The sequence below is a fragment of the Streptomyces sp. NPDC006551 genome, from assembly GCF_040611675.1.
Classification (GTDB): Bacteria; Actinomycetota; Actinomycetes; order Streptomycetales; family Streptomycetaceae; genus Streptomyces.
Genome location: NZ_JBEXOT010000010.1, coordinates 142692 through 169092 on the forward strand (window position 1 = coordinate 142692; position 26401 = coordinate 169092).

Genomic DNA, 26401 nt, shown 5'->3' on the forward strand with positions numbered 1-26401 from the left:
ATGGTACCCACGGGCCCCTACGGCAGCTGGCCCTCACCCATCGGCGCCGCGCTGGCCGCCTCCCGCGACGGACGCCCGGAGTATCTCGGCGCCGTCGGCGACGAGCTGTGGTGGACCGCGCCGCGCCCCACCGAGGGCGGCCGGCGCACTCTGGTGCGCCGACGGGCCGACGGAGCCGAGGAACAGGCCCTCCCCCTCCCGTGGAACGTGCGCACCCGGGTGATCGAGTACGGCGGGCAGCCCTGGGCGGGACACGCGCGGGAGGCCGGCGGCCCCCTGATCGTCTTCAGCCACTTCCCCGACCAGCGGCTGTACGCGTACGAACCGGACGGCGACGGAGCCCAGGCCGCCCCCCGGCCTCTCACGCCCGTCTCCGCAACCGGCGGCGGACTGCGCTGGGCGGACCCCGTGATCCACCCGGAGCGGGGTGAGGTCTGGTGCGTCCTGGAAGAGTTCACCGGGCCCGCGCCCACCGACGTGCGCCGCCTCCTCGCCGCCGTCCCCCTGGACGGATCTGCGGCGGACGACCGGTCGGCGATCCGTGAACTGACCGACGACCGTCACCGTTTCGTCACCGGGCCTCGGCTCGCCCCGGACGGCCGGCGGGTCGCCTGGATCGGCTGGGACCACCCCCGGATGCCCTGGGACGGTACGGAGGTCCTGCTCGCCGACGTCACGGCCGACGGCGCTTTCACGGACGTCCGCTCCGTCGCCGGCGGACCCGAGGAGTCGGTGCCGCAGGTCGGCTGGACCGCCGACGGGCAGCTGTTGCACCTCAGCGACCGCAGCGGCTGGTGGAACCTCTACCGCTCGGGGCCGGACGGCGAGCCGGCCGCCCTGTGCCCCCGCCCCGAGGAGTTCGGCGGCCCCCTGTGGAAGATCGGCCTCAGCTGGTTCCACCCCCTGGAGAACGGCCTGGTCGCCGTCGTCCACGGCAAGGGGTCGACCGCCCTCGGGATACTCGACCCGGACAGTGGCGAACTCGTCGACGCCGCCGGCCCATGGACCGAGTGGGCCCCCACTCTGGCCGCGCACGGCACCCGGGTCGTCGGCGTCGCCGCGAGCCCCCGCAGCGCATACGAGATCGTGGAGCTCGACACCCTCACCGGCCGGGCCCGGGTCGTCGGCTCGGCCCACGACGACCCGGTGGACCCGGCGTACTACCCCGAGCCCCAGATCCGTACCTTCACGGGACCCGACAACCGGGAGATCCACGCCCACGTCTACCCGCCGCACAGTCCGGACCGCATCGGCCCCGCCGAGGAGCTGCCGCCCTATGTGGTGTGGGCGCACGGCGGACCGACCGGGCACGCCCCGCTCGTCCTCGATCTGGAGATCGCCTACTTCACCTCCCGGGGGATCGGCGTCGCCGAGGTCAACTACGGCGGCTCGACCGGCTACGGCCGTGAGTACCGCGAACGGCTGCGCGAACAGTGGGGCGTCGTCGACGTCGAGGACTGTGCCGCCGTGGCCGAGGCGCTCGCCTCCGAGGGCACCGCCGATCCGGCACGGCTCGCGATCCGCGGCGGCAGCGCCGGCGGCTGGACCACCGCCGCCTCCCTGGCCGGCAGCGACCTCTACGCCTGCGGCACGATCATCTACCCCATCCTCGATCTCCTCGGCTGGGCCACCGACGAGACCCACGACTTCGAATCCCGCTATCTGGAGTCGCTGATCGGCCCCCTCGCCGAGGTCCCGGCGCGCTACCGGGAACGCTCGCCGCTCCACCGTGTCGAGCGGATCTCCGCACCGTTCCTGCTGCTCCAGGGGCTCGACGACGTGATCTGCCCGCCCGCGCAGAGCGAGCGGTTCCTGGACGCGATCGCCGGGCGGGGCGTCCCGCACGCCTACATCGCCTTCGAGGGCGAGAGCCACGGCTTCCGGCGCGCCGAGACGATGATCCGGGCCCTGGAAGCCGAACTCTCGCTGTACGCCCAGGCCTTCGGCATTGACCGGCCGGACGTCCCGCTCCTGGAGCTGCGGAAGTGACGGCCGGCCCGGCGCCGACGACCTCGGCGGGGGTGAAGGCGCTGACCCGGGCCGCCCGGCTGCGTCCCGGGGCCCGGGTCGCCGTCGTCGCGCCCAGCGGCCCCGTTCCCGAGGAGCGGCTCGCGGCCGGCCTCGACATCCTGCGCGGCTGGGAGCTGGAGCCGGTGGTGGCTCCCCACGTCCTGGACACCCACCCGGAGTTGGACTTCCTGGCGGGTACGGACGCGGCGCGCGCCCGGGACTTCCAGGAGGCCTGGTGCGACCCGGGTGTGTCGGCCGTGATCTGCGCCCGGGGCGGCTACGGCGTCCAGCGGATGGTGGACCTGCTCGACTGGCCGGCCATCCGGGCGGCCGGCCCCAAGGTCTTCGTCGGCTACAGCGACATCACCGCACTGCACGAGGCCTTCGCGGTGCGCGCGGGGCTCGCCACCCTGCACGGCCCGATGGTCGCGGCGGCGACCTTCCTCAAGGACCCCCGCACCCAGGAGTCGCTGCGGGCCACGCTGTTCGAGCCCGAGTCGGTACGCGCGCTCGGCCTGGAGACCGCGAGGCCGCTGGCGCCGGGCCGGGCCCGCGGCATCACCCTCGGCGGCTGCGTCAGCCTTCTCGCCGCCGACCTGTCCACCCCGCACGCCCGCCCCTCGGCCAGGGGCGGCCTGCTGCTCCTGGAGGACGTGGGGGAGGAGCCGTACCGCCTGGACCGCATCCTCACCCAACTGCTGCGCTCCGGGTGGCTGGACGGGGTCGCGGCCGTCGGCCTGGGGTCCTGGGCCGAGTGCGGGCCGTACGAAGAGATCCGCGCGGTGCTGGCCGACCGGCTCGGCGGTCTCGGTGTCCCGGTGGTGGAGGAGATGGGCTTCGGGCACGGCGAGACGGCGCTGACCGTCCCGCTCGGGGTGCCGGGGGTGCTGGACGCCGAATCGGGGACGCTCACCCTGGACGTGCCCGCCCTGAGCTGAGCCCCACTGAACCCCCGGGCGCCCTGAGCCGAACCAGGCTGGGCCCAGGGGCGCCGCGAGCCGAACCGGCTGAACGTCCGGGCGCCCTGAGACGAACCCGACCGAACCCCCGGGCACCTTTACTGAATCTCCGTCAACAACCCTTGTCGTAGGCGTTGACGCGGCTATGACACGCGTCACACCATGGGCGCTGCCCCGTACTTACCAGTCGGTAAGCCGAGGGGTCCGTACCGCTCATGTGTCCTCGGCGTGGAGGTCTCCGTGTCCCGTGTCCTGCCCCGATCCCGAAAGGCCCTCGCCCTGGTGGCCGGTACGGCGCTGGCGGCGCCGCTCGCGTTCGCGGGACCGGCGTACCCGGCCGAGCCCGGCTCGTACACCGTCACTCCGCTGACGTTCACCGTCGAGGCGGGCGGCCGCAGCTGTGTGATCGACGCCGATCTCTACCGGCCCGCCGGGGTGGACGCCGAGAACCCGGCGCCCGCGATACTCGCCACCAACGGCTTCGGCGGGAGCAAGGCGGACGGGTCCACCGATGCCATCGGCAAGGCCTTCGCCGCCCGCGGCTTCGTCGGACTCGTCTACTCCGGCCTCGGCTTCGGGAAGTCGGGCTGTCTGATCTCCCTCGACGACCCGCGTATCGACGGGCGGGCCGCCTCCCGGCTCGTCGACTTCCTCGGCGGCGTCCGCGCCGCCGACGACGGGACCCGCGCCGACTTCGTCCTGCGGGACGGGGCCTCCGACCCCCGGGTCGGCATGATCGGCGGCTCCTACGGCGGCGCCATCCAGCTCGCCACCGCCTCCGCCGACCCCCGGCTCGACGCGCTCGTCCCACTCATCACCTGGAACGACCTCGCCTACTCGCTGGCCCCCAACAGCGCCGACCGCGCGACCCCCGGTGTCTTCAAGTGGCAGTGGGCCAACGGCTTCTACCTCATCGGCGAGGGGCAGCCGCTGCTCGCGCCGTCCCTCGACCCCAGCCGGATCAACTCCCTCGGCTGTCTGCACTTCGTCACCGACGCCTGCGACACCATGCGGCTCCTCAACTCCGGCCGGTACCCGGACGCCGAGACGAAGAAGATGCTCGACTTCGCCCGGAGCGTCTCCCCGGTGTCCTACCTCGACCGGGTCAAGGCGCCCACGCTGATCGTTCAGGGCCAGTCCGACAGTCTCTTCAACCTCAACGAGGCCCAGGACACCTACGAACGCCTGGAGGCACGTGGGGTCGAGACCAAGATGATCTGGCAGTCCTGGGGCCACAGCGGCGGGATCACCGATCCGGCGGCCGGGGAACTCGACCTCGGGCAGGGCAATCTGGAGACCAGCTACGTCGGCCGGCGCGTGCTCGCGTGGTTCGACCGGTATCTGCGGGGCGACCGGAAGGCCGACACGGGACCCGAGTTCGCCTACTACCGCGACTGGCGGAGCGGCTACGGCACCGCCGCGAGGGTGCCCGGACTCAGCCAGAGGCTCTACCTCTCCGGGGACGGCAAGCTCGTCGACAACCGGGCCAAGGTCGCCCGGGGCTCACGTCAGTACACCAACTGGCCGGTGCCCACGAGCCACTCGGAGTCCTCGCTCGCCGGCCTGATCGGACTGCCCGACCCCCAGCCGTACGACACCCGGGGCACCTACCTCGGCTGGACCAGCGCCCCGCTCACCGCGCCCGTCGACGTCGTCGGCGCACCGAGGGCCACACTCCGGGTCGTCTCCCCACAGACCGAGCGCGTCCAGGACTCCGGCGACGCCGCCGACAAGCTCGTCCTCTTCGCCAAGGTCTACGACATCGCACCGGACGGGAAGAAGACCCTGGTCAACCGGCTCGTCGCGCCGGTCCGGGTGCCGGACGCGACCCGGCCGTTCACGGTCGAGCTGCCGGGGATCGTGCACCGTTACGAGACGGGCCACCGGCTGGAGTTCGTGATCGCCGCGAGCGACACGGCGTACGTGGGCAACCGGGGCGTCAAGCCGGTGACCGTCACCAGCGCCCCCGAGGACACGGGGACGCTGGAGCTGCCGGTCGTCGACGGCTCGGTCCGCTAGGGCGTGCCTCTCGGCTCTTGCCGGGCCGGCCTGATGCAGAAGACACGCCCTAGCCCTGTCCGGCGGTTCAGGGCCTGGGTCACGGCCTAGAGGGCCGCGTAGCCCGGGCGGACGACCTCGTCGATCAGCCGCTGCCGCTCCGGCAGCGGCAGGAAGGCGGCGTCGAGCGCGGCGACGGTGAACTCCTCGAAGACCTCCGGGCCGTAGCCGAAGGCGTCCACCATGTGCTGGAACTCCTCGCTCATGGTGGTGCCGGAGACCAGACGGTTGTCGGTGTTGAGGGTGATCCGGAAACCGAGCCGGCGCAGCTCGTCGATCGGGTGCGAGGCGTAGTCCTTGGCCGCGCCCGTCTGGAGGTTGGAGGTCGGGCAGACCTCCAGGGCGATGCGGTTGTCACGGACGTACGAGGCGAGGTGGCCCAGGGTGCCGTCCTCGGCGATGTCGTCCGTGATCCGCACGCCGTGGCCGATGCGCTCACTGCCGCAGACCTGCACGGCCTCGTGGATCGACTCGGCGCCGACCGCCTCGCCCGCGTGGATGGTGAAGTGGCAGTTGTTCCGCTTCAGGTGCTGGAAGGCGGGGAGGTGGCGGGCCGGCGGGTTGCCGATCTCGCCGCCCGCGATGTCGAAGCCGGCCACGCCGTTGTCGCGGTGGGCGACGGTGAGCCGCGCGATCTCCAGCGAGCGGTCGGTGTGACGCATGCCGGTGAGCAGGGTGCGGACGGTGATCCGGCCGCCGGAGCGGCGCTCGCCCTCGCGGAAGCCGTCGTTGACCGCCTCGACGACCTCGTCGAGGGTCAGCCCGCCCTCCAGGTGCTGCTCGGGGGCGTAGCGGATCTCGGCGTAGACGACCCCGTCCGCCGCCAGGTCCTCGGCGCACTCGGCCGCGATCCGCTCCAGGGCCGAGCGGGTCTGCATCACCGCGCAGGTGTGGGCGAAGGTCTCCAGGTACCGCTCCAGCGAACCGGAGTCGGCGGCGTCCCGGAACCAGGCCGCGAGCTCGGCCGGGTCCTCGGTCGGCAGCGCGGCGTAGCCGCACTCACGCGCCAGCTCGACGATCGTGGCGGGGCGCAGCCCGCCGTCGAGGTGGTCGTGCAGAACGGCCTTCGGGGCCCGCCTGATCCACTCGGAGACGGTGGGCGCGACGGGTGCGGCAGGGTTGTCAGACAAGTGCATGGCGGGGAAGTGTACGCCAAGCCGGGCCCGGTCCGCTGTGACAGTGGCGACAGGGCCCTCGGTGGGTCAGTTCGACTGGAGTACCGGCAGCGCGGGGGCGCCCGTCGGGAGCATGTGCTTGGCGGCCAGGACGGGGGTCTCACCCACCCGGACCACCTGGGTGATCAGTACGGCCGGGGTGTCGGCCGGGCGCCCCAGCTGCTCCCCGCGGCGCTGGCCGAGCAGGGTCGCCGTCACACTGCTGCGCGCCCCGAGCGGCACCCCGCGCGAGGCCGCGGCGAGCACCGCCAGCATGGAGGTGCGCCCGGCCGCCGGCTCGGTGCGCAGGGCCCGGGCGAAGTCCGGGTGGGTCCGCTCCAGTACGTCGTCGGCGGCCGCCCACTCCTGGCTGAGCGCGGCCGCCGTACCCTCTCCGGCCAGCAGGGATTCCCAGAACCGCAGCTCCGACCTGGCTGGGGCGAGCAGATGCTGGGTGGTGAAGTCGGTGGGCTCCTCGACCGTCCGCAGCAGCGCCCGGACGGTCAGCGGGGCGCCCGCCCCGATCAGCTCCTCCAGCGGCTGGATGTGCTCGAAACCGCGCTGCGGTTGGCGGTCGTTGACGGTCCGGCCGACCCCGCGCCGAACCGAGAGCAGTCCGTCCTCCTGGAGCAGCAGCAGCGCCTCGCGCAGGGCGGGGCGGCTCACCCCCAGTTCGCCCGCCAGCTTCGGCTCCGAGGGAAGCGTCGAGCCCGGGGGGTAGGTGCCGTCATGGATGGCGTCGGCGATCCGTTCGTAGAGCACCACGACCGGTCGCCGCTGCTGTCCGCTGACTGCCACTGCCCCTCCTCGCCTCGGTTGTCGGCAAGTCAACGGTATTCGGATTCACAGGTCAAAGGGTCTTGACGCGTGACGCGCGTAGAGTCCAGCCTGTCGTGGCGCTGCTTGTCAGACAAGCATGGTGAGCAGTGCGCGCAACGACGTGACATCCAAGGCAAAGGGGCCGACATGTCAACCAGATCCGACCTCACCGGCCGTGGACCCATGCTCCTGGCGATGGTGCTCGCCGTCCTCGGCTACCAGATCAACGCCACGATGCTCAGCCCCGCGCTGCCGGATGTCATCGAGCGCCTGGGCACCACCACGGCCGCCGCCGGTCTCTCCCAGACCCTCTTCTTCCTGATGGCGGCCATCGGCCAGGTCACCCTCGCGCGCCTCAGCGACCAGCGCGGCCGCAAGCCGATGATGATCGTCTGCGCGTTCGTGCTGATCGCCGGAAACCTGCTCTGCGTCTTCGCGCCCACCATCGAGATCTTCATCGCCGGCCGCGTCCTCCAGGGCATCTCCGCCGCGATGTTCACCCTCGCCTTCCTCACCCTCAACCAGCTGCTCAGCCCGGCCGGCTTCGGCAAGGCGGCGGGCATCATCACCGCCGTCAACGGCGGCCTGGCGGGCGTCGACGCCATCGCCGGCGGCCAGATCGCCGACACCATCGGCTTCCGCGGCATCTTCGTCTGCTCCACCCTGATCGCGGTCGCGGGCCTGATCGGCGTACGGAAGTACGTCCCCGACGTCCCGGCCACCGCCCCCGACGGCCGTCTCGACTCCCGCGGCATCGCCGCCCTCGCGCTCGGCCTCACCGGCATCCTCGTCGGCCTCGCCCAGGGCACCGCCTGGGGCTGGACCTCCGTCCTCACCCTCGGCTTCCTGCTCGGCGGTCTCGCCTCGCTCGCCTTCTTCGTCGTCTCGCAGAAGAGCGCCGCCAACCCCGTCATCGACATCGAGGTGCTGGCCTCGCGCCGCGCCTGGCCGCTGCTCCTCACCACGATCTGCACCCTCGGCGGCGCGTTCGGCGCCATCGCGCTGACCATCCCCCTCTTCTCCCAGGACGCGCGCGTCGGCCTCGGGCTCTCCGCCGTCACCGCCGCCGTCCTCTTCCTCACCCCGATCCAGCTGATCGGCGTGGTCTCCGCCCCGCTGACCGGCCGCCTCGGTCCGAGGATCGGCTGGCGCACCATCGTCGTCACCGGCGCCGTCGCCAACTTCGCGATCTTCCTCTTCGCCACCTTCTTCCTGCATCACGAGTGGATCCTGGTCGCCTCGCTGGCAGCGCTCGGTGTCACCTACGGCGGCTTCATGCTCACCGGCCTCAACGGCCTCGCCGTCACCACCGCCCCCAAGGACAAGCCGGGCTCGCTCTCCGGCCTCAACGGCGCCTGCTTCGGCATCGGAGCCTCGCTCGGCATCGCCCTCGCCTCCGCGATGATCACGGCGGGCAGTGACGCCCAGGGCGTCACCGAGGCCGGCTACCAGCACGCGATGTACGCGGCGCTCGCCCTTCTCGGCATCGGCGTCGTCACGGCCCTGCTCATCCAGCGCCCCGACCCGGCCGACGCCCCGGAGGACGAGCCGCAGCTGGTCCTGTCGCACCACTGACCGGGCCGCCGGGCGCCCCCGTGGCCTCACCCGTGCGGCCCCTCCCCCCGCCCCCGTGCGGACCGGAGCCCTCCCCTCCTGGTCCGACGGGGGCGGCCCTGTTCTCCGCCGTGCCCCGGCCCCGGGGATAGCCTGGCAGGATGATCGACGACCCCGGGCGCTACCTCACCGCGGGCCCCCGTGTGGGGCTGCGGCCGTACACACCCGACGACGCGGAGGAGTTCACCGCCCACGTCCGCGCCAGCCGCGACCTGCACCGCCCCTGGCTCTTCCCGCCGGACAGCCGACAGGCCTACGCGACCTACACGCGGGCGATGGACGAGGACCCCGCGAGGGAGGGGTTCCTCGTCTGCGAACGGGAGGAGGGCGGCCGGCTCGCCGGATTCGTCAACATCAACAACATCGTCCGCGGCGCCTTCCTCAGCGGAGCCCTCGGCTACGGCGCCTTCGCGCACGCAGCCGGCCGAGGACTCCTGACCGAGGCGCTGGGACTCCTCCTGCCGTACGCCTTCGGCCCGCTCGGGCTGCACCGCCTGGAGGCCAACATCCAGCCGGGCAACGCCGCCTCCCGCTCCCTGGTGCGTCGCGCCGGATTCCGCCTCGAAGGCTTCTCGCCCGCGATGCTCTTCATCGACGGCGCCTGGCGCGACCACGAACGCTGGGCGATCACCGCCCCGCCCGGACCCGTCGCTCAGCGCGCCCCGTCATAGGCGAGCGAGCCTCCGGCGGGAACACCGTTGAGCCTCCGGACCGCGGCGGAGAGGATGGGGCGCATGCGGAACATCGTGGCCATCGACGCCCCGTCCAACCTCGGCCTCCGGCCGCCGGCGCCCGGCACCGTCCCCGGCTGTCACAAGCTCGCCGGAGCCCTGCGCGAGAACCGGATCGTCCAGCGGCTCGGGGCGCTGGAAGGCGGAGTCGTGGTGCCGCAGCCCCGCTACGACCGGACGTCCTCGACCCGACCGTGATGCCGGCCGTCGACAGCCCCGACCCGGACGGGCTGCTTCCCGCCGAACTGGTCACGCTGCTGCGCGTCTTGGTCCGCTCCGAGCGCTGTGTGGGGCTCAACGTCACCATCTACGACCCCGACCTCGACCCGGAGGGCACCGCCGGCGCGCTCCTCACGGACCTCGTCGTGTCCGCCTTCACCGGCGCCTGACGGGGAAGCCTGCCTCCATGACGACCGTACGACGTGCCGTACTGACGCTGCCCGCCGCCGCGTTGGGCCCCGACAACCCCCTGCCCGCGCTGCGGACCCTCGACGGAACGCCCCAGATCGACGCACGTGCCCGAGCGGACATGCCCCGCGAGATGGCACGGCAATGGGGGTACGCGCCGCTGCGCACCGTGCTGCCCGCACCGATCCGCGACGGTTACGGCCGCGAGCGCGTCCCCACCGCGCTGGACGCGCTCGTGATCGAGAACGACCGGCTGCGGGCGACCGTGCTGCCCGGCCTCGGCGGCCGGGTCCATTCCCTGCACCACAAGCCGACCGGGCGCGAACTGGTCCACCGCAACCCGGTGTTCCAGCCCGCGGCCTTCGCCCTCAACGGCGCCTGGTTCGCGGGCGGCATCGAGTGGAACATCGGTGCGCGCGGCCACGGCACGCTCTCCTGCGCTCCGCTGCACGCGGCGACCGTGCCAGCCCCCGACGGCGGCGAGATGCTCCGGCTGTGGGAGTGGGAGCGGCTCCGCGACGTCCCGTTCCAGGTCGATCTGTGGCTGCCGGAAGGCTCCGACTTCCTCCGCGTGGGCGTACGGATCCGCAATCCGCACGAGAGGGCCGTCCCCGTCTATTGGTGGTCCAACACGGCCGTCCCCGAGGACCGCCGGATCCTCGCCCCCGCCGACGAAGCCTGGCACCACGGTTACGACCGGGACCTGCGCCGCGTACCGGTGCCGGTCACCGACGACGGCACGGACCGTACCCACCCGCTGCGCTCCGCCCTGCCCGCCGACTACTTCTACGAACTTCCCGACCGGCGGCGGCGGTGGATCGCCGCCCTCGACGACAGCGGCGCGGGACTCGTCCAGACGTCGACGGATCTGCTGCGCGGACGCAAGCTCTTCCTGTGGGGAACCGCCCGGGGCGGACGGCGCTGGCAGGAGTGGCTGACCGAGCCCGGCGCGCCCGGCTACGCCGAGATCCAGGCGGGACTCGCCCGGACCCAGATGGAGCACCTGAGGCTGGAGCCCGGCGAGGAGTTCAGCTGGCTGGAGGCGTACGGTCCGCTGGTCGCCGAGCCGGAGACGGTCCACGGCGAGGACTGGGCGGCGGCCCGCGCGAGCGTCGAGCGCCGCCTGGAGGAGGCCCTGCCCCGCGCGGCCGTCGAGGCCGCGTACGAGACGTGGCGCGGCACGGCGGCGGACGCCGGCCCGATCGAGGTCCTGGCCACCGGATCCGGCTGGGGAGCGCTCGAAGTCCTGCGGGGCGGCCTGGAGTTGGCCGGTACGCCGTTCCCCGAATCGACGCTGGGGGAGGAGCAGAAGCCCTGGCTCGAACTGCTCCGCACCGGCGTCCTGCCGCCTCTGGAGGAGGGGACGGCACCCGGCCCCTCCCTGGTCGCGGACCACTGGCGGGACATGCTGGAGACCGCGCCCGCCGAATCCCACACGGAGTACCACCTCGGGATAGCCCAGTGGCACGCCGGCGACCTCGCCCAGGCGGTCCGCAGCTGGGAACGGGGGCTGGCGGCCGCCACCGCGCGCTGGCCGTTGCTGTACTGCCTCGCCGTGGCCGACCAGGAGGGCGGACACCCGGTGCGGGCCGCGGAACGGTTCGCCGAGGCCTTCGACGACCTGTCCCGTACCGGCCTCCGCACCGGCTCACGCTCGGACGACGGCACCGACGGCGATGACCGCTCCGTCGCCGCCGACCCGGCGGTCACGGCAGCGCTCGGCAGGGAGACGCTGGCCGCCCTGCTCGCCGCCGGGCGGGCCGCCGCCGCCCGCGCCGTCTGGGAACGGCTGCCGCGGGCCGTCCGCGCTCGCGGGGCTCTCCGCTTCATCGAGGCCCGGCTCCTGCTCGCCGAGGGGAGGAGGGCCGAGGCCCGGGCCGTCTTCGACACGGGCTTCGAGGTGGCGGACCTGCGGGAGGGCGCGCGGATCCTGGGCGAGGTCTGGTCGGCCCTGACCGACGAGCCGCTCCCGGACCGCTACGAATTCCGGATGACGCCCTGATCCCTGCGCTGGTCGACGTACTCGAAGACCGAGCCGTCCGGGTGGACCGCGATCAGATTGCGGCCCGCCGGGGTCGGCACCGGGCCGGCCAGGACCTTCGCTCCGGCCTCGGTGAGTGAGGTGAACGCGGCGTCCACATCCTGGACGGAGATGGTCGCCGCCACCTTGCGCAGCACCTCCAGCTCCGACTCGGGGCCGCTCATCAGCAGGAAACAGCCGACGGCCGCGACCGAGACACCGCCGCGTTCGAAGCGCAGGGCGCGACCGCCGGTGAGCCGCTCGTAGAAGTCGACCGCCGCATCGAGGTCGTCGACACAGACACGCAGCGTGGTTCCGAGAATGTCCATACGAGCGACCCTAGTTGAACGGGACGGGCCGTCAGGAGACCCGGCACAGGATCTCGCCGTGCGGCACCATGAACCAGGCGTCCTCCCGCCGGCCCCACTCCCGCCACGCCTCGGCGATGGCGACCAGCCGCTCCACGGTGGTGTGGCCACCGTCCACCGCCAGCCTCGCGTAGACGGACTCGGTCGTACGGTCCGCCCACAGCCCGCTCCACCACGCGCGTTCCTCCGGGGTGGCGAAGCACCAGGTGCCCGCGGTCGTCGTGACGTCCGTGAACCCGGCCTGCCGTGCCCACGCGAACAGCCGCCGCCCGGCGTCCGGTTCCCCGCCGTTGGCCCGCGCGACACGGTGGTACAGCTCCAGCCACTCGGCCAGGGCCGGCGGCTCCGGGTACCAGGCGAAGGAGCCGTAGTCGCTGTCGCGGGCGGCCACCAGCCCGCCGGGACGGCACACCCGCCTCATCTCGCGGAGCGCGCGCACCGGGTCGCCGACGTGTTGCAGCACCTGATGGGCGTGGACGACGTCGAAGGAGTCGTCGGGGAAGTCCAGCGCGTGCACGTCGGCGACCGCGAACTCCACGTTACGCACGCCCCGTTCCGCGGCGACGGCGCGCGCCCTGTCCAGGACGTCCTCGGCCGCGTCCACCGCCGTCACCCGGCCGGGCGCGACCAGTGCGGCCAGATCGGCGGTGATGGTGCCCGGACCGCAGCCCACGTCCAGGACGTCCAGACCCGGCCGCAGTTCGGGGACCAGATACGCCGCGGAGTTGGCGGCGGTGCGCCAGCTGTGCGAGCGCAGCACCGACTCGTGGTGGCCGTGGGTGTAGACGGCGGTCTCCTGATGCTCGGACTTCTGCCTCATGAGCGGACTCCCTTGGGTGAGTGGGTACGGCCACGGTACGTCCCGCAGTCGTATCGTGAGACGTGAATCTTGAAATATGGACAACGCGCCGATGGATTCCCCGGGTTACTCCCCGGCTCCCTGGGCACCCGCGTGGTGTGCACCGCCGACAGTGCCCGCCCGCCGCGACAGAAGACGCGTGGAGGAAGGTCCGCCATGAACGAAACGTTGTCCGCGCTCGCCCAGCAGCTCCGGGTCGACTCCGTGCGAGCCGCCGACGCGGCCGGGTCCGGCCATCCGACCTCCTCGATGTCGGCGGCGGAGATCGGCGCCGTCCTTCTCGCCCGCCATCTGCGCTACGACTTCGACCGGCCCGACCATCCGGGCAACGACCGCCTCATCCTCTCCAAGGGACACGCCTCGCCCCTGCTGTACGCCATGTACCGGGCGGCCGGCGTCGTCGGGGACGGCGAACTGCTCACCTTCCGCCGCCGCGGCAGTCTGCTCGAAGGCCATCCCACGCCCCGGCTGCCCTGGGTCGACGTCGCGACCGGCTCACTGGGCCAGGGCCTGCCCGTCGGGGTCGGTATGGCCCTCGCCGGGAAGTTCCTCGACCACGTCCCGTACCAGGTGTGGGTGGTCTGCGGGGACAGCGAGATGGCCGAGGGTTCCGTCTGGGAGGCCGTCGAGCACGCGTCGTACTGCCGCCTGGACAACCTCACGCTGATCGTCGACGTCAACCGGCTCGGTCAGCGCGGCCCCACCCGCCATCAGCACGATCTGGGCGCCTACGCCGCGCGCCTCGAAGCCTTCGGCTGGCACACCGTGCCGATCGACGGGCACGACGTCGAAGCCGTGGACGCGGCGCTGCGGGAGGCCCGTGCCACCGTCGGGCGGCCCACCGCGATCCTCGCCGCCACCCGCAAGGGCCGGGGCGTGGCCGCCGTGGAGAACCGTGAGGGCATGCACGGCAAACCGCTCCCGGACGCCGAGGCCGCCATCGCCGAACTGGGCGGCACCAGCGACCTCCAGGTCAACGTGACCGACCCGCCCGCCGCACAGGTCCCCCGCCACGAGCGGGGCCGCGCGCCGGATCTCCCGCGCTACGACAAGGGCGGCGAGGAGGTCGCCACCCGCAACGCCTACGGAGAGGCCCTCGCCGCCCTCGGCGCCGTGCGCGGTGACGTCGTGGCGCTCGACGGCGAGGTCGGCGACTCGACGCGTACCGAGTTCTTCGCCAAGGCGCATCCCGAGCGCCACTTCGAGTGCTGGATCGCCGAGCAGCAGCTCGTCGCGGCCGCCGTGGGGCTCCAGGCGCGCGGCTACGTCCCCTACGCCTCGACGTTCGCCGCCTTCCTCACCCGGGCTCACGACTTCATCCGGATGGCGGCGGTCAGCAGGGCCGGGATCAACCTGGTGGGCTCCCACGCCGGCGTCGCCATCGGTCAGGACGGGCCCAGCCAGATGGGCCTGGAGGACCTGGCGATGCTGCGGTCGGTGCACGGCAGCACCGTCCTCTACCCCTGCGACGCCAACCAGACGGCGAAGCTGGTGGCGGCGATGGCCGACCTGGACGGCGTCCGCTATCTGCGGACGTCACGCGGCGCGTCCCCGGTCCTCTACGGCCCCGACGAGGAGTTCCCGGTCGGCGGCAGCAAGGTGCTGCGCAGCCACGGCGAGGACGACCGCGCGACCGTCGTCGCAGCGGGGGTGACCGTCCACGAGGCCCTGCGCGCCGCCGACCGGCTGGAGGAGCTCGGCCTGCCCGTGCGGGTCATCGACCTGTACTCGGTCAAGCCGGTGGACACCGCCACCCTCGACCAGGCGGCCGGCGCGACGGGCTGCGTCCTGACCGTCGAGGACCATCGGCCCGAGGGCGGGATCGGCGACGCGGTCGCCGAGGCGTACGCCAACGGCCACGGCGACGTGCCCCGCCTGGCCCGGCTCGCCGTCCGCTCGATGCCGGCCTCGGCGACGCCGGAGGAACAGCTCCACGAGGCGGGGATCGACGCGGACGCGATCGTCTCGGCGGTCGAGCTGATGCTGGAGCGGGTCCTGGTGCGCTGACCCGGGCAGCGGACACCGAACCGGCGCCGGAGCGCCCGCGGGGCTGGGCGTGGTGCACCCCCGCGGCAACGGACACCGAGCGGTGGCCGGAGCGCCTGCGGGTCCTGTGCGCTGGCCTGGGCATCGGACACCGAGCGGTGGCCGGAGCGTCGGCGGCGGGCCGAGGAAGGCCGCCCGTGCCGGCGGCCCTCCGTGTCCGGTCCCGGGCGAACGGCTCCGTCCCCGTCACCCTGACGGCGGTGGGCGCCGCCTGCACCGGTCTCCTCCGAAGAGGCCCGGCCGGTGCCCCGTCGGACCGCCCGCCGAGCCGCCCTCTGAAGCGGCGAATCCCCATGAATCTTCGTATAAAGGGCAGTGGCGCCATGGGCGTGCGCCGCCCGCGGCTCAGGAGGTACGGGACATGCGACAGACGGCTCCGGAAGGCCGCGGCCCGGTGCGCTACGGGCCGCCCACCCCGGAGCCCGACCTGCCGGTGCTCCCCGGGCAGGCCGCGATCCTCGCCGCGGCCGCGGGCCGCGGCACCGTCGAACCGCCCGGCGGCGGCCCCGTCCTGCGGGAGGCCGCCGGCGGATACTGGTGGCGGCGCGGACTGCGCACCCACGCCGAGGACGTGGTCGCCGCCCCGGGCGCCCAGCCCCTGCTGCTGGCCCTCCTCGCCGCCCACGGCGGGGACGTGCTCATGCCCCGGCCGTGCCCCGCCTGGTGGACGCCGCAGGCGCGACTGCTCGGCCGCCCCGCCTACCACGTGCCCACCCCCGCCGAGTGCGGCGGCGTCCCCGACCCGTACGCCCTGCTCGAGACCGTGCGGCGGGTGCGCGCCGAGGGCGGACAGCCCCGGCTGCTGCTGATCTCCGTCGCCGACGACCCCACCGGCACCGTCGCCCCGCCCGAACTGGTCCGCGAGGCATGCGAGGCCGCCGTCGCCGAGGGGCTGCACATCATCAGCGACGAGACCTGGCGCGACACCCTGCACCGCCCCGGGGACCCCGTGCTGCTCAGCCCCGCCGAGATGTGCCCGGACGACGTCACCGTCCTCTACGACCTGGCGGGCGCCCTCGCCCCCGCCGCCTGGCCCTGCGCCGTCGCCCGCTTCCCGCCCACCGCCCCCTCGCGCCACGACCGGTACGCCGACCCGCGGGCCCGCACCCTGGACGTCCTCACCGCCCTCGGCGCCGTCGTCGCCGGCCCGGTCGCGCCCGCCGCGGCACACGCCCTCGACGAACCCGCGGAGGTCACCGAACGGGTCGCCCTCAGCGCCGCCCTCCACGCGCGCGTGGCCACGGCCGCCCACCGGGCCGTCCTCACCGCCGGAGCACTCGCCCTGCCCCCACAGGCCGGCCGTCATCTCTACGCCGACCTCGGGCCGCTGCGGGCCGGGCTCGCCGCACGCGGCGTCACCGACTCCATGGAGCTGGAGAACCATCTCACCGAACGGCTCGGGACCCCGGTCCCCGGCGGCCACCGCTTCGGCGACGAACTCGGGGCGCTGCGGGTGAGGTTCGACACCGGCGCGCTCCTGGGCCCCACCGAGGAGGAGCGGAGGGAGGCGCTCACCTCGTCCGCGCCCGAGGAACTGCCGCACGTGAACCGCGCGTTGGGCTTCTTCGGAGCCGCCCTGGAGGAACTCCGGTGACCCCGGGGGCACTCCGGCACCACCGCGGAACCGGATATCCCCGACGAGCTGCCGAGAACGGAGCCCGCAGATGACGGAACAGACGGCACGCCCGGCCCAGCCCCCGCTCACCCGCGGCGCACCCACGGCCCCGGTGCTCCAGCCCCTCGGCCGGATCCGGGACGACTGGCCGTGCTCCTTCGCCGACCGCCTCACCGCCCCGCTCCCCGGCGTCCGCGCCATGGCCCGGCTGGCCCGCGAGGGCACCATGCGCCCCGGCCGCGAGGGGCTGCGCGACGTCCCGCTGCTCCCGTACGAACCCGGCCCGCTGCCGGCCGCCGGGCCCGGCACCGTCTCCGTCACCTGGGCCGGGCACGCCAGCTGGATCCTCGGCATCGGCGGTCTGACCGTCCTCACCGACCCCGTCTGGTCGCGCCGGATCATCGGCACCCCGGCCCGGATCACCCCCGTCGGCGTGCGCTGGGAGGCCCTGCCCCCCGTCGACGCCGTCGTCATCAGCCACAACCACTTCGACCACCTCGACGCCCCCACCCTCAAACGGCTGCCACGGGAGACCCCCGTCTTCGTCCCCGCCGGACTCGGCCGCTGGTTCACCCGCCGGCGGTTCACCCGGGTCACCGAGCTCGACTGGTGGGAGGCCTGCGAACTCGACGGTGTACGCGTGGAGTTCGTCCCCGCCCACCACTGGTCGAAGCGAACCCTCCTCGACACCTGCCGTTCCCTGTGGGGCGGCTGGGTCCTCACCGACCCGTCCGGCCACCAGATCTACTTCGCCGGGGACACCGGCTACGGCCACTGGTTCGCCGAGATCGGCCGCCGTCACCCCGGCATCGACCTCGCGCTGCTCCCCATCGGCGCCTACGCACCGCGCTGGTGGCTCCGCGACGTCCACACCGACCCCGAGGAGGCCGTCCGCGCGTTCCAGGACCTCGGGGCGCGACGGATGGCGCCCATGCACTGGGCGACGTTCGTCCTCTCCTCCGAGCCGGTCCTCGAACCCCTCACCCGGGTCCGGGCCGCCTGGGAACGGGCCGGTCTGCCCCGCGAGAACCTCTGGGACCTCCCGGTCGGCGCCTCACGCGTGCTCGCCGCCTGACGTCTTGGCGTCCTCCCGCCGTGCGCCGCGTGCCCGCCGCCACAGCGCCGGTGCCCCGCTGATCAACAGCGCCAGGACCACCGCCGCCACCACGCCCTGCCACGGCTCGGGGAACAGCGAGCCGCCCAGAATCCCGATCAGCTGATACGTCGCCGCCCACGCCAGACACGCCGGCAGGTCCCCCCGGACGAACCGGCGCAGCGGCATGCCCGCCAGCAGGCACGCCAGCATCACCGGGATCCGCCCGGCCGGCACCAGCCGCGACAGGACGAGCACCGACACCTGATGGGTCTCCAGCCGCTCCCTCGCCTGCGCGAGCCGCTCCGGCGTGGCCCGGCCGCGCAGCGCCGCGAGCCACCGCGAACCGTTCCTCGACCGGACGCCGCGCTGCCCCAGCCAGTACAGCGCCACATCGCCCAGGAGCGCCGCGAAGGCCGCCACGAGGAAGACGAAGAGCAGCGCGAGCGGCGCCGTCTGGTGGAAGGCGACGACGGCCGCCGAGCTGACGACCGCCCCCGTCGGCACCACCGGCACCAGCGCGCCCAGCGCCACGAGCAGGAACAGCGAGGGGTAGCCGACCGCCTGCTGCGTCGACTCCGACGGCAGCTCCCGCACCGCCTCCAGCAGCCCGTCGATCACCGGGCGACCTCCGGCCGCACCCGCTCGCCGTGCCCGAGCCGATGCACCGCCACCTTCGGCGCGAGCCGCGCCGCGTGCCGGACGAACTCGTCACCGGGGGCGTGGAACTCGTGCGGCCGCACGGCGTCCATCCCGATCGGCCAGTACGTGCCGTAGTGCACCGGCACCGCGGCGGCCGGCGCGAGCGCCGCCAGCGCCCGCGCCGCCCGGTCCGCGTCCAGATGACCGTGCCCCAGGTACGGCCCCCAGCCACCCACCGGAAGCAGCGCGACGTCCACCGGCCCGACCGCCTCCGCCATCCCGTCGAAGAGGCCGGTGTCCCCGGCGAAGTAGGTCCGCGCCTCGCCCTCGACCACATAACCGAGCGCGGGGGAGCGGTGCGGCCCCACCGGCAGCCGCCGTCCGTCGTGCAGCGCCGGCACGGCCCGTACGGTCACGCCCTCCACCGCCAGCTCGTCGCCGGGCGCCATCTCGGTCAGCCGCAGACCGCGGCCGTCCAGCTTCCGCAGCCCCGGCACGGCGCGCGGAGCACCGTCCGGCACGATCAGCCGAGTCCCGGGCGCGAGCCGGGCGAGCGAGGGCAGATGCAGATGGTCCGCGTGCAGATGGGAGACGAGCACCGCCTCGGCGACCGCGGCCTCGGGCGGCGGAAGCGCGCCGCGCCGTCGCCGCAGATGCGCGAGCCGGCGCGCGAAGAGCGGATCGGTGAGGAAGCGGACCCCGGAGTCCTCGACCGTGCACGTGGCGTGACCCCACCAGGTGACCTCCACCGGCCCGCCCGCCCTTCCCGTCGACGACCTCGGCACTCCGTTACGAGGGTAGATGCCCCCGGCGGGCGATGCGGGGCGTCCACGGCGGGGCACGGGGGTAGCCATCCGTCAGCGAGGCGATGGGAGCCGCGGTGAGTACCAAGGGGACGATCGGCAATTCGGCGCAGTGCCCACGCTGCGGAGGCGTCCTGGCGGTCACCCAGGACGGCTGGAGGATCTGCCACACCTGTGGCTACTCCTCCCCGCCGTGAGGCCGCCCCGGCGCTCCACGGCCCGCCCGCGCCGCTCCTCCGGCACCGGGGGGCCGTCCGGCCGCGCCCTCCTCGCCCGTCCGCGTTCGGAGTAGGGTCGGCCCATGGACGACGTTCGGGTGGCGGCGATCGCCAGCCTCACCCCGCTCGAGGAACTCGACAGCGACCCCTTCCTGGTCGACACCCGCAGCCAGCACGCGATGTGCGCCCGCTGGGCCCGCGACAAGGGCTATGTGGTGGCGAGGCAACTGCTCTTCTACGGAATCCGCCCCGACCACGACGCGCTCTGGGCCGACGTCGACGCGGGCGCGGTCGACCTCTTCGTCGCCCCCAACGAGCGCGTCCTCGCACGGGCCTTGACCGACGTCGCCGGCTTCTTCGCGGAGTGCGAGCGGCGGGGCGTACGGCTCGAGACCGTGGGCCTGGACGAGCCGGCGTACGACGCGGCCGGCAAGGCCGACGTCCACCGCAGACTCTCCATGCCCACAGCCGGATACGACGGCTGCTAGGGCGTGTCCTTCGGCTCTTGCCGTCCTGATCCGAAAGACACGCCCTGGGTCGTCTCCCGGCAGTATCGCCGTCCGCCCGGGGCCCGGTGGGCGTTGTGCCACGCTTGAGGCAGGAAACGGGCGAAAGGTGAAACAGGCGTGGGAGACGGGCGATGGCGGATCGCCGGACGCTGGCGGACCGCGGGCAGCGCGCTGTTGCGGGTGATCGTGGTCTGGGCGGTGTCCACCCTGACCATGCTCGCCCTGGCCGGACTGCTGCCCGACTTCCAGCTCCAGTCCCCCGACGGGGACAGCATCACGCGTACCGCGCTCACCGCCGTCTGGGGCGCGGGAGCGTTCGGCCTGCTCGGCGCGCTGGTGTGGCCGGTGATCGTACGGGCGCTGCTGCTCGTACCGGCCCTGGTGCTCGGCCTGTTGGTGTTCTTCCTCAATGGCTCGCTGCTGCTCGTCGCGCTCTGGCTGATCCCCGACGGGCGGGGCGCCGCCGACCCGGAGACCGCCGTCGTGGTCGCCGCGGTGATGTCCGCCGTCGCCTCGGCCACCTCCACCGCCCTCGCCGTCCGCGACGACGACGCCTACCGCCGCCGCCTCTACCGTCTCGCCGACCGCACCAGGACCCGGCCGGCGAGGGGAGCTCCCGGCGGGCCCGAGCCCGTCCATGGCACCGTCTTCCTGCAACTCGACGGCGTCGGCCACCGGGTGCTCCGCGACGCCGTCGCCGACGGACTGATGCCGACCGTCGCCGACTGGCTCGACACCACCCACCGGCTCACGCCCTGGCGCACCGACTGGTCCAGCCAGACCGGCGCCAGCCAGCTCGGCATCCTGCACGGCTCCAACGAGGACGTGCCCGCGTTCCGCTGGTACGAGAAGGACACCGGCCGGCTGATGGTCAGCAACCGGCCGGCCAGTGCCGTCGAACTCCAGCGCCGCGCCATCGAACGCACCGGTGACGGCGGCCTGCTGACGGTCGACGGGGCCTCCCGCGGCAACCTGTTCAGCGGCGGCGCCGACCAGCTCGCGCTCGTCCTGTCCATGGCCGCCCGCCGCGGCCGCCGCAACCGCTCGAGGGCAGGTTACTTCGCCTACTTCTCCGACCCCGCCAACGCCGTACGCACCGCCGGGTCGTTCGTCGCCGAGGCCGCCCGCGAGACGGTCCAGGCGACCCGGGCGCGCCTGCGCAAGGAGACCCCACGGGTCTCGCGGGGCGGCGCCTACCCGTTCATCCGGGCCTTCGCGACCGTCGTCGAGCGTGACGTGGTCGTCGCCGCGGTGATCGGCGACATGCTGGCGGGACGGACCGCCGTCTACGCCGACCTCGTCGCCTACGACGAGGTGGCGCACCACTCGGGACCGCACGGCCGGGACACCGACCAGGTCCTCGCGCGGCTCGACCGCTCGATCGCCCTGATCGCGAAGGTCGCGGAGCACGCGCCCCGGCCGTACCGGATCGTGCTCCTCTCCGACCACGGCCAGAGCCCGGGCGAGACCTTCGAGAGCGCGTACGGGCTCACCCTCAAGGATCTCGTGCGGGCCGGGTGCGGGCTGCCCGTACCGCGCAGGGTCGGGCGCACGCCCAGCGGCTCGGAGGCCAGGGACGCGGCCCGCGACGCGCTGCGCAGCGCGCTTCACCGACCGGTGGACGAGTACGGCGAGTACGGCGAGGAGACGCGGCAGGCGGGGGCGCCGGCCACCCGGCCGTCCGAGCCGCTGGTGCTGGCCTCCGGGAACCTGGGACTGATCTCCTTCCCGGACGTCCCGCACCGGATGACCAAGGAGGAGATCGACCGCCGCCATCCCGCTCTCCTGCGGACCCTGGCCAACCACCCCGGCATCGGCTTCCTGCTGGTCGCGAGCGCCGAGCACGGTTCGGTCGTGCTCGGCCGGGACGGGGCGGAGGTGCCGGTCGCCGAACTCGCCGACGACGGGCCGCTCGCGGTCTTCGGGCCGGGCGCGGCGGACGCGGTGCGGCGCACGGACGGCTTCCCGCACGTCGCGGACATCATGGTGAACTCGATGTACGACCCGGCGACGGGCAGGGTGCACGCCTTCGAGGAACAGATCGGCTCCCACGGCGGCCTCGGCGGCGAGCAGGCGTACCCCTTCCTGCTGTCGCCGGTGGACCTGCCGGCGCCGCCGGCCGATCTGGTGGGCGCCGAGCAGGTGCACCGGGTGCTGCGGGGGTGGCTGAGGGAGTGTGCGGGCCCGCAGGTCCCGCTGGAGATTTCACGGCCCGCGGCCGATGCGGAAGTACTTCTTCCGGTAGACGGCCCGGTCGGGCAGGACAAAATCAGCTGATTTGGACGGGTGTTCGCCGTTGCCCGAGGATATTCGGGTTTGCACGACGGAAGGCACCACCCCCTCATGAGCACGGCGACAACTCCACAGGACACCTCGCGCGACAGCACGCCGGGCGACAAGGCCGACGGCGAGCGGTACGGCGGGCAGGGCGGTGGCCAGGACGACAGGCACGCCCGGCGGTTCGGACTTCCCGTCGCGACGGCCCTGGTCATGGGCAACATCATCGGCGGCGGAATCTTCCTCCTCCCGGCCTCCGTCGCCCCCTACGGCACCATCAGCCTGGTCGCCTTCGGAGTCCTCACCCTCGGAGCGATCGCCCTCGCCCTGGTCTTCGGGCGGCTCGCCCGGCGCCACCCGCGCACCGGTGGCCCGTACGTCTACGCCCGCGAGGCGTTCGGCGACTTCGCCGGATTCCTGGCAGCCTGGTCGTACTGGATCACCACCTGGGTCTCCAACGCCGCCCTCGCCGTCGCCGCCGTCGGCTACCTCGACGTACTGATCCCCGTCCACGAGTCGAAGGCCGCCACCATCGGCGCGGCCCTCGCCCTCCAGTGGCTGCCCGCCCTCGCCAACCTCGCGGGCACCCGGTACGTCGGCGCGGTGCAGCTGGTGGCGACCGTCCTCAAGTTCGTCCCGCTCCTGGTCGTCGCCGTCGGCGGACTGTTCTTCTTCGACAGCGCCAACCTCGGGCCCTTCCTCGCCGACGGCGACAGCGCGCTCGGCGCCGTCTCCGCCTCCGCGGCCATCCTGCTCTTCTCCTACCTCGGCGTGGAGTCGGCCGCCGTCAGCGCGGGCGAGGTCCGCGACGCGCGCCGCAACGTCGGCCGCGCCACCGTCCTCGGCACGCTCGGCGCCGCCGCGATCTATCTCCTCGGCACGCTCTCCGTCTTCGGCACCGTCGCCCACGACCGGCTCGTCGACTCCGGCGCGCCCTTCTCCGACGCCGTGAACGCGATGTTCGGCGGCTCGTGGGGCGGAACGGCGATCGCGTGCATGGCGCTGGTCTCCATGGTCGGCGCGCTCAACGGCTGGACGCTGCTCAGCGCCCAGACTCCGTACGCGGCCGCCCGGGACGGCCTCTTCCCGAAGGTCTTCGCCCACAAGCGGCGCGGGGTCCCGACGGTCGGTGTCGTCGTGACCGTCGTCCTGGCGTCGCTCCTCACGGTGTACAACTACACGGCCGGCACGAAGGGCGTCTTCGAGATCCTGGTCCTGGTCACCACCTTCACGGCCACGGTCCCGTATCTGCTGTCCACCGCCGCCCAGATCTACTTCCTCCTCTCCGGCCGGTCCGAGCGCGTCGACCGCGGCCGCCTGATCCGCGACGGGGTCCTGGCCGGGGCGGCCTTCGCCTTCTCCATGTGGCTGGTGGCCGGCTCCGGCTACGCCGCGGTCTACCAGGGTGTGCTGTTCCTCTTCGCGGGAGTGCTCGTCTACGCGTGGATGTCGGCCCGCAAGGTGCGCGCGGCGGCCTGAGCGCCTGTGCCGGTCCGGTGAATTCGGTCGCTCGGGCGTAGGCCGCCCGGGCGGATCCGGGGCGGGGAAGGGGGCGGCGCGGCCGTACCGGGGCAGTACGGATCTCCATGAGGCCCCCGTCCGCGCTCCCCGCCACCCCGGCGGCCACCCCCAGCGCGCCCGGGTCCTTCGCCGCCCGCCCCGACCCGGCTGATCCGTGCCCGGACGGCCCGCCCGACCTGTCCGCGACGGCCGTCACCGCCACGCCCGCTCCGCGACGGCCGGGCCGGGGGCGCGGGCGCCCGTGGGGGCGCGTCGGAGTGCCCGTGCTGGTCGTGCTCGTCGCGCTGTTCGGGATCTTCGCCGGAGCGGCCGGGTGCGGCGGGGGCGAGGTCAGACACGCCGCGTCCGTCGTGCCCGATCCCGGCGGGGAGGCCCACGACACGGCCGAGTCCGAGGCCGCCACACCGGGCCGGGACCGCTCCCGGCGTCGGGCCGCCGCCCGGCGCGGAGGGCCGCCCACCCCGCCCGCCCCCGTCCGGCGCGCCCCGGCCGCCGCGTCCCCTCCCCACTCCGCCCCGCGCGACCGCGCCCTGCGATGCGTGGTGATGCGCTGCTGAGAGGCCCGTACCTCTCACCACCCCTCACCCCCCACCGCAAGGAGCTTCGCCATGCCCGTCGACCCCTTCGCCGTGCTCAACGCCCTGCTGCGCGCCGAGGCCGCCCGCGAGGAACGGACCGCCCGCGTCACCGAACCGGAGCCGGAACGCGCGCCGGTCCGGGAGACCCCGGCCGCCCCCGCCGGCAAGGAGAGGCGCGCCACCCGCTGACGGGCCGACGCCGAGGACGGGTCCGGCGGGGGTTTACGGAACGGTGTGCCGTGGACGAGGCTGAGCCGATGACCTCGACCGACCGGCACACCACCCCCGATCGGTCCGCCGGACCCGCGCCCGGCCCCGGCCGCCACGACCACCCCGGGCCCGGCCCCGGCCGCCACGACCACCCGGTACGGGCGCTCGGCGCGCGGCTCCTGGCCTTCGCCCGGCGCCCGTACTGGGACCGCCCCGACCCCTCGTACCGGATCCGCCGATGGCCCGATCTCACCGCCCTCTGCGTCGCCACGCTCTTCTTCTGGACCTCCCTCACCCCCTCGCTCGTGCCCCGCCCCTGGTATCTGCAAGGCGTCGTCGGCGGCATCACCGCCGCCATCGGTTACGCGCTCGGCTCCACCCTCGCCTGGCTGTTCCGGGCCCTGGTGACGTGGCGGCCCGACGAACGGGCGCGGGCCCGGTGCTGGCAGGCGTACGGAGTGATCTGCCCCCTCCTGTCGCTCTGGCTGATCTCCGAGAGCGCCCGGATGCAGCGTCAGCTCCGCGTCCTTCAGGGCCTTCCGGCGGCCCTCACCTGGCACACCCCGATGATCGCCCTGATGGCGGCCGGTCTCCTCCTCGCGGTCCTCCTCCTCGCCCGCGCCGTCCGCCTCGGCTCGGCCGCGCTGATCCGCGCGCTGGCCCGGCTCCTGCCACGGCCCGTCGCCTTCGCCGTCGGCGCGCTGCTGTCCACCCTCGCCGTCCTCGTCGGCGTCCGAGACGTGGTCTTCGACCGCGGCATCGTCGACGTCGCCGACCGCATCGCGGAAGCCACCAACGGCGGTACGAAGGACGGCATCCGGCGGCCCGTCTCCCGGTACGTCTCCGGCGGCCCCGGCTCCCTGATCCCCTGGCGGGACCTCGGCTTCCAGGGCCGGAACTTCACCGGAGCCGTCCCCACCCGCGACCGCCTCACCGCCTGGAGCGGCCGCCCCGCCCGCGACCCGGTCCGGGTCTACATCCCCTCCGCGCTGCCCGCCGCCTTCGAGGACGACCGCCCCTTCCGGGCCCAGGCCGAACTCGCCGTACGCGAACTGCGCCGCACCGGAGCCTTCGGCCGCGAGGTCCTCGCCGTCGCCGGGACGACCGGAACCGGCTGGGTCAACCCCAACGTCGCCGAACCGCTGGAGTACATGTACGACGGCGACACCGCCATCGTCGCCGTCCAGTACTCGTACCTGCCCAGCTGGGTCTCCTTCCTCGTCGACAAGGAGAAGGCCGGCCAGGCCACCCGCGCACTCGTCCGCGCCGTCCGCGCCGAGCTGGACACGCTGCCCGCCGACCGGCGCCCCGCACTCGTCGTCACCGGTGAGAGCCTCGGCGCCTACGCCGTCGAGGCGTCCTTCGACGGCCTCGACGACCTGCTCGCCCGGACCGACGGGGCCCTGCTGCTCGGTGCCCCGGACTTCTCCCCGATCTCCCAGCGGATCCGCCGCGACCGCGACCCCGGCAGCCCCGTGTGGCGGCCGACGTACGAGGGCGGCGCGCGGGTGCGCTTCGCCCAGTTCCCGCGGGCGGACCTCGCCCGACCGCCGGCCCGGTGGGAGCGCCCGCGCGCCGTCCATCTCCAGAACGCCTCCGACCCCGTCGTCCGGTGGTCGCCCGACCTCCTCCTGGAGCGCCCGGAGTGGCTGGACCACCCCCTCGGCCCGGACATCACCCCCGAGATGGACTGGTTCCCGTTCGTCGCCTTCTGGCAGACGTCCGTCGACATGGCGGTGTCGTACGGCGTCCAGGCACCGCACGGCCACCGCTACGGCGCCGGCGCGGTGGACGGATGGGCGGCGGTGATCCCACCCAAGGGCTGGACGACCGCCGACACGACCCGGCTGCGCGCCTTCATCCAGGGCCGCAGGGCCGCGTACTGAATC

21 protein-coding genes and 1 pseudogene are annotated in these 26401 nt (G+C 73.9%); 16 read left to right on the forward strand and 6 right to left on the reverse strand.

Annotation, left to right across the window (positions count from 1 at the left end):
- The 3 genes from ABZY12_RS13470 (at nt 1) to ABZY12_RS13480 (ending at nt 4988) form a co-directional block, all read left to right on the forward strand.
- The gene (locus ABZY12_RS13470; protein ID WP_356889569.1) at nt 1-1989 is read left to right on the forward strand and encodes a prolyl oligopeptidase family serine peptidase; all 1989 of its coding nucleotides are present in this window, start codon (nt 1-3) and stop codon (nt 1987-1989) included.
- Nucleotides 1986-2948, forward strand: coding sequence for an LD-carboxypeptidase (locus ABZY12_RS13475; protein ID WP_356889571.1), 963 nt, complete (start codon nt 1986-1988; stop codon nt 2946-2948). The genes ABZY12_RS13470 and ABZY12_RS13475 overlap by 4 nt, the downstream gene beginning before the upstream one ends.
- A 249-nt stretch (nt 2949-3197) precedes the next feature.
- Nucleotides 3198-4988, forward strand: coding sequence for a CocE/NonD family hydrolase (locus ABZY12_RS13480; RefSeq protein WP_356889573.1), 1791 nt, complete (start codon nt 3198-3200; stop codon nt 4986-4988).
- A gap of 86 nt (nt 4989-5074) precedes the next feature.
- Here ABZY12_RS13480 and ABZY12_RS13485 read toward each other — a convergent pair whose 3' ends face one another.
- On the reverse strand, nt 5075-6163 hold the full coding sequence (locus ABZY12_RS13485) for an adenosine deaminase (RefSeq protein WP_356889575.1): 1089 nt from the start codon (nt 6161-6163) through the stop codon (nt 5075-5077).
- A 66-nt stretch (nt 6164-6229) separates the two neighbouring features.
- On the reverse strand, nt 6230-6979 hold the full coding sequence (locus ABZY12_RS13490; RefSeq protein WP_356889577.1) for a GntR family transcriptional regulator: 750 nt from the start codon (nt 6977-6979) through the stop codon (nt 6230-6232).
- Nucleotides 6980-7147: 168 nt separating this feature from the next.
- Between ABZY12_RS13490 and ABZY12_RS13495 the strand changes: the two genes are divergently transcribed.
- The 4 genes and pseudogenes from ABZY12_RS13495 to ABZY12_RS13510 all read left to right on the forward strand — a co-directional run bounded on the left by ABZY12_RS13495 (nt 7148) and on the right by ABZY12_RS13510 (nt 11755).
- Nucleotides 7148-8575, forward strand: coding sequence for an MFS transporter (locus tag ABZY12_RS13495; protein WP_356889579.1), 1428 nt, complete (start codon nt 7148-7150; stop codon nt 8573-8575).
- Between the two features lie 140 nt (nt 8576-8715).
- Nucleotides 8716-9285, forward strand: a complete 570-nt coding sequence (locus ABZY12_RS13500) for a GNAT family protein (protein WP_356889581.1) — start codon at nt 8716-8718, stop codon at nt 9283-9285.
- Between the two features lie 63 nt (nt 9286-9348).
- A pseudogene (locus ABZY12_RS13505) lies at nt 9349-9734 on the forward strand (arginase family protein).
- A gap of 17 nt (nt 9735-9751) precedes the next feature.
- Complete coding sequence (locus tag ABZY12_RS13510; RefSeq protein ID WP_356889583.1) at nt 9752-11755, forward strand: DUF5107 domain-containing protein; 2004 nt, start codon at nt 9752-9754, stop codon at nt 11753-11755.
- Here the strand turns inward: ABZY12_RS13510 and ABZY12_RS13515 are convergent.
- Both ABZY12_RS13515 and ABZY12_RS13520 read right to left on the reverse strand, forming a co-directional pair.
- Entirely contained in the window at nt 11731-12102 is a 372-nt protein-coding gene (locus ABZY12_RS13515) for a VOC family protein (protein WP_356889585.1), read from the reverse strand. The two genes, ABZY12_RS13510 and ABZY12_RS13515, sit on opposite strands and share 25 nt — an antisense overlap.
- 31 nt (nt 12103-12133) lie before the next feature.
- A complete protein-coding gene (locus ABZY12_RS13520; protein ID WP_356889587.1) occupies nt 12134-12961 on the reverse strand; it encodes a methyltransferase domain-containing protein in 828 nt (275 codons plus the stop codon).
- 195 nt (nt 12962-13156) lie between these two features.
- Between ABZY12_RS13520 and ABZY12_RS13525 the strand changes: the two genes are divergently transcribed.
- The 3 genes from ABZY12_RS13525 to ABZY12_RS13535 all read left to right on the forward strand — a co-directional run bounded on the left by ABZY12_RS13525 (nt 13157) and on the right by ABZY12_RS13535 (nt 17736).
- Nucleotides 13157-15007 carry a transketolase gene (locus ABZY12_RS13525; RefSeq protein WP_356889589.1) on the forward strand — a complete coding sequence of 617 codons (1851 nt, stop codon included), beginning with the start codon at nt 13157-13159 and terminating at the stop codon, nt 15005-15007.
- Nucleotides 15008-15407: 400 nt separating this feature from the next.
- Nucleotides 15408-16640: an aminotransferase class I/II-fold pyridoxal phosphate-dependent enzyme gene (locus ABZY12_RS13530; protein WP_356889591.1), complete on the forward strand. Its 1233-nt coding sequence runs from the start codon at nt 15408-15410 to the stop codon at nt 16638-16640.
- A 70-nt stretch (nt 16641-16710) separates the two neighbouring features.
- Nucleotides 16711-17736: an MBL fold metallo-hydrolase gene (locus tag ABZY12_RS13535; RefSeq protein WP_356889593.1), complete on the forward strand. Its 1026-nt coding sequence runs from the start codon at nt 16711-16713 to the stop codon at nt 17734-17736.
- Here ABZY12_RS13535 and ABZY12_RS13540 read toward each other — a convergent pair.
- Complete coding sequence (locus ABZY12_RS13540; protein WP_356889595.1) at nt 17716-18375, reverse strand: VTT domain-containing protein; 660 nt, start codon at nt 18373-18375, stop codon at nt 17716-17718. The two genes, ABZY12_RS13535 and ABZY12_RS13540, sit on opposite strands and share 21 nt — an antisense overlap.
- Complete coding sequence (locus ABZY12_RS13545; protein WP_356889637.1) at nt 18372-19145, reverse strand: MBL fold metallo-hydrolase; 774 nt, start codon at nt 19143-19145, stop codon at nt 18372-18374. The genes ABZY12_RS13540 and ABZY12_RS13545 overlap by 4 nt, the downstream gene beginning before the upstream one ends.
- A gap of 355 nt (nt 19146-19500) precedes the next feature.
- Here ABZY12_RS13545 and ABZY12_RS13550 point away from each other — a divergent pair, with 355 nt between their 5' ends.
- From ABZY12_RS13550 to ABZY12_RS13575, 6 genes are all read left to right on the forward strand, one after another.
- Nucleotides 19501-19905, forward strand: a complete 405-nt coding sequence (locus ABZY12_RS13550; protein ID WP_356889597.1) for a recombinase family protein — start codon at nt 19501-19503, stop codon at nt 19903-19905.
- Nucleotides 19906-20043: 138 nt separating this feature from the next.
- A complete protein-coding gene (locus ABZY12_RS13555) occupies nt 20044-22203 on the forward strand; it encodes a phage holin family protein (protein ID WP_356889599.1) in 2160 nt (719 codons plus the stop codon).
- A 66-nt stretch (nt 22204-22269) separates the two neighbouring features.
- Nucleotides 22270-23682: an amino acid permease gene (locus ABZY12_RS13560; protein WP_356889601.1), complete on the forward strand. Its 1413-nt coding sequence runs from the start codon at nt 22270-22272 to the stop codon at nt 23680-23682.
- A 107-nt stretch (nt 23683-23789) separates the two neighbouring features.
- On the forward strand, nt 23790-24281 hold the full coding sequence (locus tag ABZY12_RS13565) for a hypothetical protein (protein ID WP_356889603.1): 492 nt from the start codon (nt 23790-23792) through the stop codon (nt 24279-24281).
- A gap of 51 nt (nt 24282-24332) precedes the next feature.
- Complete coding sequence (locus ABZY12_RS13570; RefSeq protein ID WP_356889605.1) at nt 24333-24491, forward strand: hypothetical protein; 159 nt, start codon at nt 24333-24335, stop codon at nt 24489-24491.
- A 68-nt stretch (nt 24492-24559) separates the two neighbouring features.
- Entirely contained in the window at nt 24560-26398 is a 1839-nt protein-coding gene (locus tag ABZY12_RS13575) for an alpha/beta-hydrolase family protein (protein WP_356889607.1), read from the forward strand.
- Nucleotides 26399-26401 lie beyond the last annotated feature (3 nt).